Origin of the sequence: Allobosea caraganae (assembly GCF_003351345.1) — a bacterium.
In the GTDB taxonomy this organism is placed as follows: domain Bacteria; phylum Pseudomonadota; class Alphaproteobacteria; order Rhizobiales; family Beijerinckiaceae; genus Allobosea; species Allobosea caraganae.
Map to the genome: position 1 here is coordinate 205856 of NZ_QQTO01000012.1, position 14145 is coordinate 220000.

Here is a 14145-nt window from a genome sequence, read left to right on the forward strand (position 1 = left end):
TGTTCAAGAGGCTGGCGTGACACAGTCATGACGCAATCGCCCTCCCTGCGCCTTCCGCACAGGCGCAAGGCTTGCTAGATCACGTCGTGATCGTCGCCAAAAAGTTAGAGCATGGCTTACGCGAAAAACCGGTTCCCACTTTTTCGCACCATGCTCTAGGTGCCGGGGATGGTCGATGTCAGCGCCCTTGGCGATGCGATTCTCAACGGGGACCGGGCCGCGCTGGCCCGCGCCATCACGCTGGCCGAGTCGCGCCGGGCCGACCACCGCGAGCAGGCGCGGGCGCTGATCCAGAGGTTGCTGCCGAAGACCGGCGGCGCGATCCGCGTCGGCATCACCGGCGTCCCCGGCGTCGGCAAATCGACCACGATCGACGCGCTCGGCACCTATCTCACCAGCCTCGGCCACAAGGTCGCGGTGCTGGCGGTCGATCCCTCCTCCAGCCGCAGCGGCGGCTCGATCCTCGGCGACAAGACCCGGATGGCGCGGCTCGCGGTCGATCCGAACGCCTATATCCGGCCCTCGCCCTCCTCCGGCACGTTAGGGGGCGTCGCAGCCAAGACGCGCGAGACCATGCTGCTGTGCGAGGCCGCGGGGTTCGACGTCATCCTGGTCGAGACCGTCGGCGTCGGCCAGTCCGAGACGGCAGTGGCCGACCTCACCGACTTCTTCCTGGTGCTGATGCTGCCCAATGCCGGCGACGAGCTGCAGGGCATCAAGAAGGGCATCATCGAGCTCGCCGACATGATCGCGGTCAACAAGGCCGATGGGGACGGCGCGATCGCGGCGCGGGCGGCAGCGGCGCAGTATCAGGCGGCGCTGCACATCCTCGCGCCGGCCTCCATGGTGTGGTCGGTGCCGGTCGTGACCATCTCGGGCCTGACCGGGGATGGGCTCGACGGGCTCTGGGCCAAGATCAGGGATCATCGCACCCGACACGAGACCAACGGGCTGATCACCAAGAAGCGCCGCAGGCAGGATGTCAAATGGATGTGGGCGATGGTCGAGGACAGGCTGCAGGCCCGCTTGCGGCACGATCCGGCGCTGAAGGCGCGGATACCGGCGCTGGAGGCGGCTGTCGGAGCCGGCGAGATGGCGCCGACAGCCGCAGCCGACGAGATCGCTGGGGCGCTCGGGCTTTGAGCGGCGGGCTATGAGGAGGATGCGTTGAGCGTGGATATCCTGGTCACCGGCTTCGGCCCCTTCCCGCATGTCCGGATCAATCCGACGACCGCGCTCGCCCGGCAGGTGGCGCGGCGGCTGAACGCCTCGTTCAGGGCCGAGGCGCTGGTGCTGGAGACCAGCTATGCGGGCGGGCTGCCGACCCTGCGCAAGCACCTCACGGAGACCCGTCCGAAGGCCGTGCTGATGCTCGGGCTGGCGGCGCGGGCGCGCTTCATCCGGGTCGAGTTGTTCGCACGCGGACGTTCGAGCCGGCTGCATGTCGATGCAACGGGCAAGATTCCGGCCGGCAGCGGCGCCGGCGCCCTGCCCGCCCGCACCACCGCCAACCCGGAAGGCGCGCTCGCATCCCTGCGGCGGCAGGGTCTGCACGTGCGGCTCTCGCCGAGCGCCGGCCGCTATCTCTGCGATGCCAGCTACGCAGTGAGCCTGGCCACGGCCGGGCGCGAGGGCGTGCCGGTGCTGTTCGTCCACGTGCCATGGCTGCGGCCAGGGCCAGGGCGCAAGCCGAAGGGCAAGGTCGCGGCGTTCCGGCCTGCTACGCCGGCGCTTGTGGCTGCACTGGCAGAGATCGGCGCCGCCATGGCCCGCGCCGGCCGTTAGCCGTCTCGCAACGGCACAGGCCGGCCCGGCACGCCATTTGAAGCGTCGCGACCTCACGGAGGTCACCATGGATGTTTCGCGGCGCTCGCTGCTGGCGACGGCTCTTTTTGGCACAGGCGCGCTGATCGGCGGCCCGGCCTGGGCGCAGGCAGCGAAGACCGCGGCCGCGCTGCCGCTCGGCTCGTTCGGACTGGAGGCCAGCCATTTCGGCCTGCGCCCCGGCGCAACCGACGACCAGTCGAAGCTGTTGCAGAACGCCCTGCTCGAAGCGGCCAAGCGCAGCGCGCCGCTGATCGTGGCGCCCGGCCGCTATCGCATCGCCAATGTCGTCCTGCCCGAAGGCGCACGGCTGATCGGCGTGCCCGGCGCGACGCAGTTCGTCGCGGCGCAGGCCGGGCCGCTGCTGGTCGGCCGCCGGATCAAACGCGCGGCGGTGAGCGGGATCGGGCTCGACGGGCTCGACATCCGCACCAGCCAGCGCGACGGGCTGCTCTCCGCGGACGAGGTTTTGGACTTCGCTCTGAGCGAATGCGACTTCGCCAATGCCGGCTCGGTCGGCCTGATCCTGAATCGCACGGCCGGCCGCATCGAGACCAACCATTTCCGCTCGATGCGCGAATCCGCCCTGTTCTCGCTCGACTCGCGCGGGCTTTCGATCGAGGGCAACCAGGTCGAGGATTGCGGCAATAACGGCATCCAGCTCTGGCGCAGCCAGGCCGGCGACGAGCAGTCGCTGATCCGCGGCAACCGGCTCAACCGCATCCGCTCCGATGCCGGCGGCGACGGGCCAAACGGCAACGGCATCAGCCTGTTCAAGGCCGGCGGCGTGATCATCGAGGGCAACACGCTGCGCGACTGCGCGCTCACCTTCATCCGCAACAATTCCGGCTCGGGCGTGCAGATCATCGGCAACCAGGGCCGGCGCTGCGGCGAGACGGCGCTCTATTCGGAGTTCGCCTTCGAGGGCGCGATCATCAGCAACAACCTGGTCGAGGACTGCGCTCAGGGCGCCAACATCACCAATCTCGACCATGGCGGGCGGCTCTCGGTCTTCGCCAACAACATCATCCGCAACGCCCAGAAGGGCTTTGCGCCGAAGGGCAAGGAGCTGGTCGGCGGCATGGGCGTTCATGTCGAGGCCGAGGCTGCGATCACCGGCAACGTCATCGAGGGCGCCAGCGATATCGGCATCTCGCTCGGCTGGTCCTGGGGCATGCGCAACCTTGTCTGCACCGGCAACATGGTGCGCAAGACCGGGATCGGCATTTCGGTCTCGGTGGTGCCGAAGGAGCGCAACGCGCTGATCGCCAACAACATCATCGCCGACGCCAAGCTCGGCGCCGTGCTCGGCACCGAATACGGCAAGATCGTCACCGGTGACCTGACCCAGGGCCCCGACAAGCGCGCGGCCGGAATCAGGGTCGAGAACAACGCGGTGGGTTAGTTCAATCGTCGCTCGGGCCGCTCCAGCCGGGCAGGTAATCGGCGGCTTGAGTCTTGGCCTCGGCGATGGCGCGGTCGAGCGCCTTGTCGAAATCGCGCTTGATCGCGGCGGGCTTGATCCGCCGGCGCAGGAAATCGGCCCAGAGGAACTCGCTGAACGGTGTCGTGTCCTTGGCGAAGCCGCCGGCCCGCCTCAAGGCGCCGGCGAGCGAGCGGTAGGGATCGTCGACCATGTCGCTGATCGAGTTCGGCAGGTCCTCGTAGCTGCGCCGCCGGCCCTTCGCGTCGAACGGGTGCATCCAGCCGCGGCTGTCGAGGTAGATCCAGAAGGCCTCCCTGTCGAGGCGGCTGAGATCGCTGACGACCGTGGTCAGCACATGCTTCTCGCCTTCGAGATGCAGCGCCAAAGCGAGATGGTGGTGGTCGATCAGGTAGGGCCGCCCCTTCGGCCCGAGCACGACCGGGATCATGTGGCGGCCGAGATATTCCGATTCCTTCTGGGCGCTCTCGTCGCGCCAATGGGCGCGCTTGTCAGCGACTTCGCGCATGCCGACGGAGATCTGCGTCGGGCGCAATTCGGTGATGGCGGTGGGCTTGAGGAGAGGCTCGCGGGACATCGGCGCAGCGACCTTTCAGGCGCAGTCGGGAGCGGGTTTCATGGCTTGCCCGCCTCGGTTGGCAGCGTCGCACGCAAGGCGATGACCGCCTCCTCGACGCTGTGGAAGAGATGGTCGGGGCCGATCTCGGCCATGATGCCGAGCCGCTGCAGCGCCGCGCGGGCGCGCACCGATTCCAGCCGGGCGACGGCGAAGGCGACGCCCTGCGCCCGGCAGCCGCGGACGACGTCGCCCAGCGCCTGGGCGGCGGTGTAGTCGATCGCGGCGACGCCGCTGGCCTCGAGCACGAGGATGGCGGGGCGCCGGCTTTCGAGCAGCGCCAGCATGGCCTGCCGGAAGCTGTTGGCGTTGGCGAAGAGCAGCGGCGCCTGGAAGCCGACGACGAGCACGTCCGGCACCGGCTCCAGCGGCCTGCCCTGCTCCGGCGGCCACCAGATCGTCGTGCCGGCGATCTTGCCGAACTCGATCGGCCGGCTGCGCGTCGTCATCCAGACGCCGTGCAGCAGCGAGATGCCGATGCCGATGGCGACGCCGGCCTCGATCGGCAGCAGGACGATGCCGAGCGCGGTCAGCACGATCAGCGCGAATTCGGCCGGGGCCTGGCGGGCGATGGCGAGGATCGTCCCGAGTCGGAAGATGCGCTGGGCGACGAAGAGCAGCACGCCCGCCAGCGCCGCCTGCGGCACCTTGGCCAGCAGCGAGCCGCCGGCGAGCGCGAGCGCCAGGATGATCGCCGCGGCGAGCAGCGCGCCGCGCTGCGTGCTGCCGCCGGTCTCGGAGACCACAGCCGTGCGCGGCGGGCTGGCATTGACCGGGAAGGCGCCGGCGAGCCCCGCGAAGAGGTTGGCCGCGCCGAGGCCGAGGAAGTCGCGGTCGACGTTGGCATCGCCGCCATCGGGATCGCGGAAGGAGCGGCTGACGGCAGCGCCCTGCATCATCACGATCAGGCAGAGCACCAGCGCCAGCGGCAGCAATTGGCGGATCACGCCCCAGTCGAGCGCGAAGCCGGGAAGCCGCGGCACCGCTGCCGGCAACGCGCCGAGCACGGCGACGCCGCGCGCCTCCAGATTGAAGAGCGGGACCGCGACCGTCGCCAACGCGAGCGCGATCAGCGCGCCGGGCAGGCGCGCCGAAATGCGCTCGCAGACCAGCATGATCACGAGGACGCCGAGGCCGATTGCGGTCGAGATGGGGTTGATCGCACCGGCATGGGCGTAAATCGCCTGCAACTGCCCGACGACCTCGTGCCCGCCGCCGGGAACGCCGAACAGGCCGGGCAATTGCGACACGAGGATGTGAAGGGAGATGCCGGCCAGAAAGCCGGTGACGACCGGCGTCGAGAGCAAGTCGGCAACCCAGCCGAGCCGCAGCAGGCCGCCGATCACCAGCAACGCGCCGACGAACAGAGCCAGCAGCGGCGCGGTCGTTCCTAGGTTCACGCCGCTCGCGGCAAGCGTCGCCAGCGCCCCGGCGAAGATCGGCGTGATCGTCGAATCCGCGCCCGCCGTCAGCAGGCGGCTGGCGCCGAACAGGGCGAAGCCGATGGTGGCGGCGACGAAGGCGAGGAAGCCGAGCTGCGGCTCAAAGCCGCCGAGCCGCGCCGTCGCCATCTGCTCGGGAATGGTGATCGCCGCCAGGGTCAGCCCGGCGACGATGTCGCGGCTAAGTCCGTCTCTGCGCAGCATCCCGCCTAGGGCGGGTTTCATGGTCGCGCGGGCGGGCGGCTCCATCGGCATGTCCATCGTCCCGAGGCAAACCGATAGCCGGCTCAAGCCTCAGCGCCATGAGGGACGCCAATTCATGACCGATTCAAGGCCGGAGTCACCCCGTGAGGGGCTCAGAACTGAGCCGCGCGCACCCGGCCCACCTCGATGCCGTTCCAGTTCTTCAGCAGGCTCTCGCGCATCGGCGTGAATTCGGCCGCCTCCATCCCGCTCATCGGCAGAAGGCGCGCGATCAGTTCGGCCATCGCGACCTCGGCGGCACGGCCGGCGCCGTCATCGCATTTCAGCGCGATGCCAAGCCCGAGTTCGGGGATCGCGCCGCAATAGACGCCTTCCGCCCCGGTCTTGATGAAGATGCGCTCGCCGAACAGGCCCATCACGCGGGTGTCGAAGCGGCCGGTGCCGGCGACCATGAAGGGATGCGCCGCGACGGCCTTGCGGATGCGGGCCGCAGCCTCCGCCCGCTTCGGGCCAAGGCCCTGCCCCGTGCCCAGACGAGCGAAGCCGCGCGCCAGCGCGGTCAATGGCACGGCATAGCTCGGGATCGAGCAGCCATCGGTGCCCATGTGGTCGGACGAGTGCCTGGCGCCGGTCACCTCCTCCAGCGCGGCGCGCACGGCCTGCTGCACGGCATGGCCGGGTTTCACGTAGCCGGTGGGGTCCTCGTCAAGCCCGCAGGCGAGACAGACGAAGCCGGCATGCTTGCCCGAGCAGTTGTTGTTGAGCGCGCTCGGCTCCTGTCCGTCCCGAGCCATGGCGCGGGCGGCGGCCTCGTTCATCGGCCAATGCGCGCCGCATTCGAGGCAGCCGGCGTCGCGGCCGGCCTTCCGGAGCATGCCGAGCGAGGTTTCGGCATGGAGCGGCTCGCCGGAATGCGAGGAGACGGCGAGCGCGATCTCGGGCTCGGTCAAGCCATAATGGTCGGCCGCGCCGCTCTCCAGCAGCGGCAGGCCCTGGATCGCCTTCACCGCCGAGCGCGGGAAGACGGGCCGCTCGACATCGCCAAGCGAGAGCACCACGCCGCCATCGGCATCGAGCACGATCACGGAACCGCGATGGCGCGATTCGACCGTGTTTCCGCGGGTCACCTCGGCGAGTACGGGATTGTCCATGATGGTCTCCGGGATTGGCCAGTGCCTGCCATGAGCGTGCGGCGCGCGGCCTTGTGGCGTTTGCGGCTCGACCTGTCAAAAGCCGTGGCGCAAACTGGCGGCGCCTGTCATCAACGACGCCGATCAATAGCGCAGACCGAGCCCGCATGCAGCCCGACTACGAAACCGAGTACAATAACCGCGCCCGGGTGCCGGAGCATCCCGGCATCATCGCCGGCTGGGCGGCCGACGCGGCGGCCTATCGCGCCAGCGCCTTCTGCGAGCTCGGCATCTCCTACGGCCCGAGCGCGCGGCAATATTACGACCTGTTCAAGCCGCAGGTCACGAAGGGTGACGCTCTGGTCCTGCTCATCCATGGCGGCTACTGGCAAGCGCTCGATCCCTCCTTCGGCTCGCATTGGGCGCGCGGCGCCAATCTGCGCGGCGTGCCGGTCGCGGTCGCCGGCTATGACCTCTGCCCGCAGGTCGAGCTCGGCCACATCGTCTGGGAGATGCAGCAGGCGGCCGCGGCGTTGTGGCGGCAATACAACCTGCCGATCGTCGCAGCCGGGCATTCCGCCGGCGGCCAGCTCGCCGCCTGCCTGCTCGCGACCGACTGGAAGAACGTCGATCCCGACCTGCCCGACCAGCTGGTACGGGCGGCCTATGGCATCTCCGGCCTCTACAACCTGAAGCCTCTGACCGAGACCAGCCTGAACAAGGCGCTCGGCCTGACCATGGAATCGGCCGAGCGCGAGAGCCCGCTGTTCTGGCCGGCGCCATCGGGGCTGACGATGGACGCCGTCGTCGGCGGCGCCGAGAGCGACGAGTACCTGAAGCAGAGCCGCCGCCTCACCGATGTCTGGGGGCTGGAGGGCGTCAGGACGCGCTACGAGGAGATCGACGGCGCCAACCACTTCACCGTGCTCGCCGGCCTGCCCGATCCCGAGAGTGCGATGAGCCGGCGCCTCGCCGAACTCGCAGGCGCTTGATCTTCCCGCCGGAGCCTCTATCCAAGGGCGCAGGATATTCGGAGCGCGCGATGCAGACCTTCTTCGTCGAGATCAAATGCAAGCTCGGCAAGACCTATGAGGTCGCCAGCGAACTCGCCGACCGCGAGATCGCCTCGGAAATCTACTCGACCGCCGGCAATTACGACATCCTGGCCAAGTTCCATGTCGCGGCCGACGTCGATATCGGCCATTTCGTCGCGCAGAAGGTGCAGTCGATCCCCGAGATCGCCGACACGCACACGATCATCACGTTCAAGGCGTTCTGAACAGGCGCCAACCCAAGACAGCCGGCAAGGGACCGTTGCTCAAGCCGCGGCCAGGTCGAGTTCGGCCGAAATCCGGCTCCAGGGCACGCTGATGAGGCCAGCCTGGTCGCGCTCGATCAGCCCAGCCTCGATGAGCGCCGTCACGTCCGAATGGACGGCCTTGTAGTCGCGGCCGAGGGCAGCCGCGAGCGCGCGGATCGAGCTCGCTCCGCGCTGCCGCAAGCTCCGCAGCAACGCCCAGCGGTTGTGGGTCATCGTCCTGAGTAGCAGGTCGAGCCCATCGAAGCTCAGATGAGCCTCGCTCAGCTCGCGCTCGCCGGCATCGAGGCGCCGCGCCAGATCGGCTGCGCGGCGAAAGAACTCACCGGTGTCTTCGACATGGATCTTCAGCTCACGCATCGCCGCCACGCTCCCTCGCCACGTCCCGCTCGAAATCGGCGATCAGCTTTTCCATGCTGACGAACCGGTAGGGCTCCTCGCGCTCGCGCAGGTGCCGATGATCGCCTTTGCCTGCCTCGTTGTCATAGGCAACGATGCGCTCGCCGGGCCTCCCGTAGAACAGCGAGTATTTCAGCCCGTGAGGCCGCTCGACGGTTGCCCCGGGAAGCCGCCAGACACGCATTTCGATAATGCTGCCATCGGCGAGGATCCGCTTGAGTCTCACCAATGGCGCCGCAGACATATGTTCTCTCTAACATAGATCGAGCGCTCGTACCACCCAGACTTCAGCAAGCCAACCGCCCCAATGCTCAGCACTGCCAGCCGGCGAGCAGCATGCGCACCAAGGAATTGTTCCGTCACGGAAGCTTGACGAGCCCCCCCTTTCCGCGCGACCTCGCTTGCCGGAAGAGCGCGCGAGCGCCACGGAGTCGGGGAAGCCAGCAATGAAAAGCACGTTGTCGTCGGATCTGCGCTCGGGCGCGCTGGTCTATCACCGCACCCCCCGCCCCGGTAAGATCGAGATCCAGGCCACCAAGCCGCTCGGCAACCAGCGCGACCTCGCGCTCGCCTATTCGCCCGGCGTCGCCGCCGCCTGCGAGGCGATCGTCGACGACCCGTCCGAGGCGGCCGAGCTGACCGCGCGCCAGAACCTCGTCGCCGTCATCACCAACGGCACCGCCGTGCTCGGGCTCGGCGACATCGGCCCGCTCGCCTCGAAGCCGGTGATGGAGGGCAAGGCCGTCCTCTTCAAGAAATTCGCCGGGATCGACTGCTTCGACATCGAGGTCGACCAGAAGAACATCGAGAAATTCGTCGAGGTCGTCGCCGCGCTCGAGCCGACCTTCGGCGGCATCAACCTCGAGGACATCAAGGGCCCGGAATGCTTCGAGATCGAGGAGCAGCTCAAGGCCCGGATGAACATCCCGGTCTTCCATGACGACCAGCACGGCACCGCGATCATCGTCAGCGCCGCGATCCTGAACGGGCTCGACCTTGCCGGAAAGAAGATCGGCGAGGTCAAGATCGTCGTCTCCGGCGCCGGCGCCGCCGCGCTCGCCTGCCTCAACCTGCTGGTCGAGCTCGGCGTCAACCGCGGCAACATCTGGGTCACCGACATCGAGGGCGTGGTCTACAAGGGCCGCACCGCCCTGATGGACCGCTGGAAGGAGGCCTTCGCGCAGGAGACGCAGGCGCGCACGCTGAACGACGTCATCGACGGCGCCGACATCTTCCTCGGCCTCTCCGCCGCCGGCGTGCTGAAGCCCGAGATGGCCAAGCGCATGGGGCCGAAGCCGCTGATCATGGCGCTCGCCAACCCCAACCCCGAGATCACGCCGGAGGATGCGCTGGCGGCGCGGCCGGACGCGATGATCTGCACCGGGCGCTCCGACTATCCGAACCAGGTCAACAACGTCCTGTGCTTCCCCTACATCTTCCGCGGCGCGCTCGACGTGCAGGCGACGACGATCAACGAGGCGATGAAGCTCGCCGCCGTCCGCGCCATCGCGGCGCTGGCGCGCGAGGCGACCTCCGACATCGCGGCACGCGCCTATGGCGGGGAATCCACGACATTCGGGGCGACCTCGCTGATCCCGAACCCGTTCGACCCGCGCCTGATCCTGCGCATCGCGCCGGCCGTCGCCGAAGCGGCGATGCTGACCGGCGTCGCGCGCAAGCCGCTGATCGACGTCGAGGCCTATCGCGAGAACCTGTCGCGCTTCGTCTTCCGCTCCGGCTTCATCATGAAGCCGCTCTTCGCCCAGGCGAAGGCCGACCCCAAGCGCGTGATCTACGCCGAGGGCGAGGATGAGCGCGTGCTGCGCGCGGCCCAGGTCGCGCTCGAAGAGGGCCTGGCGGTGCCGATCCTGATCGGCCGCCCGAGCGTGATCGAGAGCCGGGTCAAACGCTTCGGCCTGACGATCCGGCCGGGCGTCGACTGCGAGCTGATCAACCCCGAGGACGACCCGCGCTACCGCGACTACGTCCAGACCTATCTCGAGATCGCCGGGCGGCGCGGCGTCACGCCCGAGGCGGCGCGCTCGCTGGTACGCACCAACAACACCGTGATCGCGGCGCTGGCCCTGGCGCGCGGCGAGGCCGACGCGATGATCACCGGGCTCGAAGGCCGCTTCATGTCCCGCCTCAGGCACATCAAGGACATCATCGGCCTCGAGCCCGGCGTACGCGACATCTCGGCGATGACGCTGATCATCACCAACAAGGGCGCCTTCTTCCTCGCCGACACGCATGTGAAGCACGATCCGACGGCCGAGGAGATCGCCGACATGACCGTGCTGGCGGCGAGCCACGTCGCGCGCTTCGGCATCGAGCCCAAGATCGCGCTGCTCTCGCATTCCGATTTCGGCGCGGCCGACACGCCCTCCGCGCTGAAGATGCGCAAGGCGGCCTGCCTGATCCAGGAGCGCGCGCCCGAACTCGAATGCGACGGCGAGATGGAGGCCGACACCGCGCTGGTCGAGATGATCCGCGAGCGCGTGCTGCCGTCGTCGCGCCTCAAGGGCGTGGCGAACGTGCTGATCTTCCCGAACCTCGACGCCGCCAACATCGCCTACCAGTTCGCCAAGGTGCTGGCCGACGCGCTGCCGGTCGGGCCGATCCTGATCGGCGCCGCCAAGCCCGCCCATATCCTCACCGGCAACGTCACGGCGCGCGGCGTGGTCAACATGACGGCGGTCGCGGTGGTCGAGGCGCAGGAGCGCGCGGCGAAGAAGGCCTAGCACCCGCGAGATTGCGACGCCGATTTGCCTGCGCGGCCTTGCCCTTGGGGCACGCGCAGGCCAAAAGCAGCGGCAAGCGTCCGTGACGCGCAAGGGGAGAAGGACATGCTTGCCGCCCTGCGGCTCGTTGCGAGGTCGGCCGGCCTCTGCTTCGTCATCCTTGGCCTCGTCACCCTCGGCGCCGGCCTCGCCGCCGCGCAGGAGCCGTTGCGGCAGGAGGACACCTTCCTCCGCATCAGGCTCGACCAGCGCGACGTCCGGCTGGAGGCGCTGATCGTCAGGCCCGAGGGCGCGCAGGGACGCCTGCCGCTGGTCCTGATCACCCACGGGAAATCGTCGAGCAGCATCAGCATGGGCGACCTGCGGGCGTCGAGCTATGCCACGGTGGCGCGCGACTTCGCCCGCCGCGGCTGGCTCGCGGCGGTGGTGATGCGGCGTGGCTTCGGCCAGTCCGACGGGCCCTACCCGTCCTCGACCTCCTGCGCGAACCTCAACCTCGCGCCGGTGTTCAACTCCGACGCCGACGAGCTCGAAGCGGCGCTCCAGGCCCTGCAGAAGCGCGACGACGTCGACCCGGCCCGCGCCATCGCCATCGGCGAATCCGCCGGCGGGGCGGCCGTGCTGGCGCTCGCCAGGAAGAAGCCGCCCGGGCTGCGCGGCATCATCAACATCGCCGGCGGCCTCAGCATCGACAATTGCGTCGACAAGAGCCGCGACGCGCTCGTCGAGGTGGTGAAGGGTTTCCAGCAGCCGGGCGCGGCGCCGCAGCTCTGGATCTACGCCAGGAACGACGAGCTGTTTCCGCCCGGCCTTGTCGACCGCATGCGCAGCGCGGCGCTGGACGCGGGCGGCAATGTCCGGTTCGTCGAGCTGCCGGAGACCAAGCCGCGCGGCCATCTGATCTTCCGCCATAGCCAGGCTCGCCTGGCCTGGCTGCGCGAGATGGACGCCTCGCTGCGGGCCTGGCAATTGCCGACCTGGTCTCCGGCGCAAGCGCGCCAGCATTTCGCCAAGCTTGGGTTGACCACGCGCGCCGACGTATTCGAGCGCTATTTCGCCGCGCCCGGCGAGAAGGCGATGGCGCTCAGCCGCTCGAACAAGCAATTCCGCTTCTGGTATGGCGCCGACACGCTCGACCGCGCCAGGACGGGCGCCCTGAGCGATTGCGGCAAAACCTGGCGGGACTGCGTCGTCGCCTTCGAGAACGACCGGCTGGTGCTGCCCGAGTGAGGCAATCTCCGGTTGAGGCGCCGGCATTGCAGGTTGAACACCAGCCGCAAGACTATACAGGCTAGTTTTCCCTCCCGAGCTTTCAGCCTTGGCAGGCGGCGAATCGCGCGCTCTACTCTCCCACGGTCATGTCAGGAACGGGCGGGCCATCTGCCCAAGGGGAGTTTCGCCATGCTCGCGATCACGCGCCGCGCCGCGCCCTTGGCGCTGGCAGCCCTGCTCGCCCTCGCGACGGCGACCTCGGCCTTCGCCGAGATCGTGTTCAACCGCGGCAATGACTCCGACCCGGAGACGCTCGACCCGCACAAGACCTCGACCGTCTCGGAGGCGCATCTGCTGCGCGACCTGTTCGAGGGCCTCGTCATCCACGACATGAAGGGCGAGGTCGTGCCCGGCGTCGCCGAGAGCTGGACGATGAGCCCGGACGGCAAGACCTATACGTTCAAGCTGCGCGCCAACGCCAAATGGTCGAATGGCGACCCGGTCCTCGCCTCGGACTTCGTCTTTTCGCTGCGGCGGATGATCAATCCGGAGACCGGCGCGAAATACGCCAACATCCTCTATCCCGTCCTCAACGCCGAGAAGATCAACAAGGCGGCCGACAACAAGCGGCTGGAGGACCTCGGCGTCTCGGCAATCGACGAGCGCACCGTCGAGATCAAGCTGGAGCGGCCGACGCCGTATTTCCTTGAGCTGCTGACGCACCAGACCGGCCTGCCGGTGCACCCGGCCTCGGTGCAGAAATTCGGCAGCGAGTTCATCAAGCCGGAGAACTGGGTCTCGAACGGCGCCTATGTGCTGAAGGAGTTCGTGCCGAACTCGCACATCAAGCTGGCGAAGAGCCCGGCCTTCCACGACGCCGCCAACGTCAAGATCGACACGGTGATCTACTACCCGACGCCCGATCTCGCCTCGGCCGTGCGCCGCTTCCAGGCCGGCGAGCTGCACATGACGAGCGACATCCCGGCCGACCAGGTCAAGCAGCTGCGCGAAAAGTTCGGCGACCAGGTCAAGGTCGCGCCCTATCTCGGCACCTATTTCCTGATCATCAACTCGTCGAAGAAGCCCTTCGACGACATCCGCGTGCGCCAGGCGCTCTCGATGGTGATCGACCGCGAATTCCTGGCCGACGAAATCTGGGGTGGCACGATGCTGCCGGCCTATGGCGTGATCCCGCCCAATATCGGCAATTACGGCATGGCGGCGGAAGCCGATTTCAAGAACGCCTCGCCGCTGGAGCGCGAGGACAGGGCGAAGCAGCTGCTGGCCGATGCCGGCTTCGGCCCGGGCGTGCCGCTCAGGGTCCAACTGCGCTACAACACCACCGACAATAACCGCCGCACCGTGATCGCCATCGCCGAGCAGTGGAAGGCGATCGGCGTCGAGACCAGCTTCATCAACACCGACGGCAAGACGCATTTCGCCTTCCTGCGCGACGGCGGCGATTTCGACATCGCGCGCTACGGCTGGATCGGCGATTATTCCGACCCGCAGAACTTCCTCTTCCTGTTCCAGAGCGACAATACCGGCTTCAACTCCGGCAAGTACAACAACCCGACCTTCGATGCGCTGATGCGGCAGGCGGCCGACGAGGTCGACCTCGCCAAGCGCGCCGCGATCCTGCGCGAGGCCGACAGCATCCTCGCCATCGAGGTGCCATGGATCCCGCTGATGTTCTATTCCTCGAAGAACCTGGTCTCGCCGAAGCTGGTCGGCTTCCAGCAGAACCTGCGCGGCGCGCTGCCGACGCGGTTCCTGAGCCTGAAGCCATAGCCATCACCGCGCCGCCCTCCCGGC

At 68.3% G+C, this 14145-nt stretch carries 13 protein-coding genes; 8 read left to right on the forward strand and 5 right to left on the reverse strand.

Annotation, left to right across the window (positions count from 1 at the left end; translation table 11 throughout):
- Positions 1-168: 168 nt before the first annotated feature.
- The 3 genes from meaB to DWF00_RS06605 all read left to right on the forward strand — a co-directional run bounded on the left by meaB (position 169) and on the right by DWF00_RS06605 (position 3229).
- Positions 169-1143, forward strand: coding sequence for a methylmalonyl Co-A mutase-associated GTPase MeaB (gene meaB, locus DWF00_RS06595; RefSeq protein ID WP_114830636.1), 975 nt, complete (start codon positions 169-171; stop codon positions 1141-1143).
- A 30-nt stretch (positions 1144-1173) separates the two neighbouring features.
- A complete protein-coding gene (locus tag DWF00_RS06600; protein WP_245973777.1) occupies positions 1174-1785 on the forward strand; it encodes a pyroglutamyl-peptidase I in 612 nt (203 codons plus the stop codon).
- 67 nt (positions 1786-1852) lie between these two features.
- The gene (locus DWF00_RS06605) at positions 1853-3229 is read left to right on the forward strand and encodes a TIGR03808 family TAT-translocated repetitive protein (protein ID WP_114830638.1); all 1377 of its coding nucleotides are present in this window, start codon (positions 1853-1855) and stop codon (positions 3227-3229) included.
- Position 3230: 1 nt separating this feature from the next.
- Here DWF00_RS06605 and DWF00_RS06610 read toward each other — a convergent pair whose 3' ends face one another.
- The 3 genes from DWF00_RS06610 to DWF00_RS06620 all read right to left on the reverse strand — a co-directional run bounded on the left by DWF00_RS06610 (position 3231) and on the right by DWF00_RS06620 (position 6681).
- On the reverse strand, positions 3231-3845 hold the full coding sequence (locus tag DWF00_RS06610) for a ParB-like protein (protein ID WP_114830639.1): 615 nt from the start codon (positions 3843-3845) through the stop codon (positions 3231-3233).
- A 38-nt stretch (positions 3846-3883) separates the two neighbouring features.
- Positions 3884-5581, reverse strand: a complete 1698-nt coding sequence (locus DWF00_RS06615; RefSeq protein WP_245973769.1) for a SulP family inorganic anion transporter — start codon at positions 5579-5581, stop codon at positions 3884-3886.
- A 101-nt stretch (positions 5582-5682) separates the two neighbouring features.
- The gene (locus tag DWF00_RS06620; RefSeq protein ID WP_114830640.1) at positions 5683-6681 is read right to left on the reverse strand and encodes an asparaginase; all 999 of its coding nucleotides are present in this window, start codon (positions 6679-6681) and stop codon (positions 5683-5685) included.
- 146 nt (positions 6682-6827) lie between these two features.
- Between DWF00_RS06620 and DWF00_RS06625 the strand changes: the two genes are divergently transcribed.
- Positions 6828-7652 carry an alpha/beta hydrolase gene (locus DWF00_RS06625; protein ID WP_114830641.1) on the forward strand — a complete coding sequence of 275 codons (825 nt, stop codon included), beginning with the start codon at positions 6828-6830 and terminating at the stop codon, positions 7650-7652.
- Positions 7653-7702: 50 nt separating this feature from the next.
- Positions 7703-7939, forward strand: coding sequence for an Lrp/AsnC ligand binding domain-containing protein (locus tag DWF00_RS06630; RefSeq protein ID WP_038361355.1), 237 nt, complete (start codon positions 7703-7705; stop codon positions 7937-7939).
- A 39-nt stretch (positions 7940-7978) separates the two neighbouring features.
- On the opposite strand, the gene DWF00_RS06635 is transcribed toward DWF00_RS06630, so the two are convergent.
- On the reverse strand, positions 7979-8338 hold the full coding sequence (locus tag DWF00_RS06635) for an HVO_A0114 family putative DNA-binding protein (RefSeq protein ID WP_147283736.1): 360 nt from the start codon (positions 8336-8338) through the stop codon (positions 7979-7981).
- Complete coding sequence (locus DWF00_RS06640) at positions 8331-8621, reverse strand: toxin-antitoxin system TumE family protein (RefSeq protein WP_114830643.1); 291 nt, start codon at positions 8619-8621, stop codon at positions 8331-8333. Before DWF00_RS06640 ends, DWF00_RS06635 begins: the two co-directional genes overlap by 8 nt.
- A 202-nt stretch (positions 8622-8823) precedes the next feature.
- Between DWF00_RS06640 and DWF00_RS06645 the strand changes: the two genes are divergently transcribed.
- The 3 genes from DWF00_RS06645 (at position 8824) to DWF00_RS06655 (ending at position 14121) form a co-directional block, all read left to right on the forward strand.
- Complete coding sequence (locus tag DWF00_RS06645) at positions 8824-11118, forward strand: NADP-dependent malic enzyme (protein WP_114830644.1); 2295 nt, start codon at positions 8824-8826, stop codon at positions 11116-11118.
- 105 nt (positions 11119-11223) lie between these two features.
- A complete protein-coding gene (locus DWF00_RS06650; protein WP_114830645.1) occupies positions 11224-12348 on the forward strand; it encodes an alpha/beta hydrolase family protein in 1125 nt (374 codons plus the stop codon).
- Positions 12349-12519: 171 nt separating this feature from the next.
- Positions 12520-14121 carry a peptide ABC transporter substrate-binding protein gene (locus DWF00_RS06655; RefSeq protein ID WP_114830646.1) on the forward strand — a complete coding sequence of 534 codons (1602 nt, stop codon included), beginning with the start codon at positions 12520-12522 and terminating at the stop codon, positions 14119-14121.
- Positions 14122-14145 lie beyond the last annotated feature (24 nt).